This window comes from Pseudomonas sp. B2021 (genome assembly GCF_018135665.1).
In the GTDB taxonomy this organism is placed as follows: Bacteria; Pseudomonadota; Gammaproteobacteria; order Pseudomonadales; family Pseudomonadaceae; genus Aquipseudomonas; species Aquipseudomonas lactis.
In genome coordinates this window covers 1-626 of record NZ_SMOF01000025.1, presented here as the reverse complement: position 1 = coordinate 626, position 626 = coordinate 1, and the positions used below count along the sequence as shown (strand labels likewise).

General features: G+C 66.0%; 1 protein-coding gene. It reads right to left on the bottom strand.

Annotated features, from left to right (window positions below; translation table 11 throughout):
• Nucleotides 1-620: PAAR domain-containing protein (locus E1K68_RS27510; RefSeq protein ID WP_212614960.1), on the bottom strand; the 620-nt coding region annotated here is incomplete at its 3' end.
• Nucleotides 621-626: the final 6 nt, after the last annotated feature.

The window sequence follows — 626 nt, the reverse complement described above, 5'->3', positions numbered from 1 at the left end:
CAGGTACTGCGATCCCCGCTGCGCGCGGCAGGCTGCCCGTTGATGAACACCGAGCTGGAACCTTCGGCAATAAACTGCAGGGGCATGGGCGGATGCTTGTTGCATGCCACGGTGTCCAGCGGGCACGGCTCGGTGCCGGGGGCGGGCGAGGCGACGGTCGGGCGCCACATCTGCGAGAAAAACTCCCCGGCCATGTCCAGGAAGCTGGGTGCCGGCGGCTCGCTGGGCGCGACCGGCACGGCGGTCATCTTGCCGGCTGCACGGGCAGCTTTTTTGCCATTGATAAACACGTTGTACGAGCCGCTGGTGATGAATGCATCGATCACCGGCGGGAACACCCAGTTGGCGGCGGACTCGCACCAACTGGATATCTTCAAGTCCGCCCCCGTGAGGCCAGCGGTAATACCGACGACCGCGCCCACCACCAACACCAGGGCCACACCGCCGGTGGCGATGGTTGCACCAGTCGCGAGGAACACCGCCCCGGCAACGGCCAGGCAGCCCACGGTGGTGAGCGCCGCATAGGCGGCCACTTCCAGTACACCGCCGAGAATATCGGCCATCACCGAGGTGTGCAGCAGTGCGTCGCCTTCGCGGGCGGCCCAAAGATCCTCACTCATTGCTCA